Source organism: Bacillus sp. SIMBA_008 (genome assembly GCF_046535495.1).
Lineage (GTDB): Bacteria > Bacillota > Bacilli > Bacillales > Bacillaceae > Bacillus > Bacillus subtilis.
Map to the genome: position 1 here is coordinate 1 of NZ_JAWRWL010001221.1, position 238 is coordinate 238.

1 protein-coding gene is annotated in these 238 nt (G+C 63.4%); it reads right to left on the reverse strand.

Annotation, left to right across the window (positions count from 1 at the left end):
* The coding region (locus SB658_RS27325; RefSeq protein WP_410603689.1) for a glycine betaine ABC transporter substrate-binding protein at positions 1-238 on the reverse strand (238 nt) is incomplete at both ends.

Below are 238 nucleotides of genomic sequence, written 5' to 3' on the forward strand. Positions count from 1 at the left end.
CCGAGGGTGGTGAGCATCGCGGCCGTCGACGACGTCTGCAGCTCGTACTCATCGTCGAGGCCGTACTCGGGAATCATGGCTTCGGCGGCCTCCGTGAGACCCGCGCTCGGCTCGATGCCGATGATCTTGCCCTCGAAGCGATCCGCTTGGCCTTCGAGATCCTCGATCGAGTTGATGTCGTCCATGTACTCGGGGACAGCGATGGTCAGGACGGCACCGTCGTAGTAGGTGCCGAGCT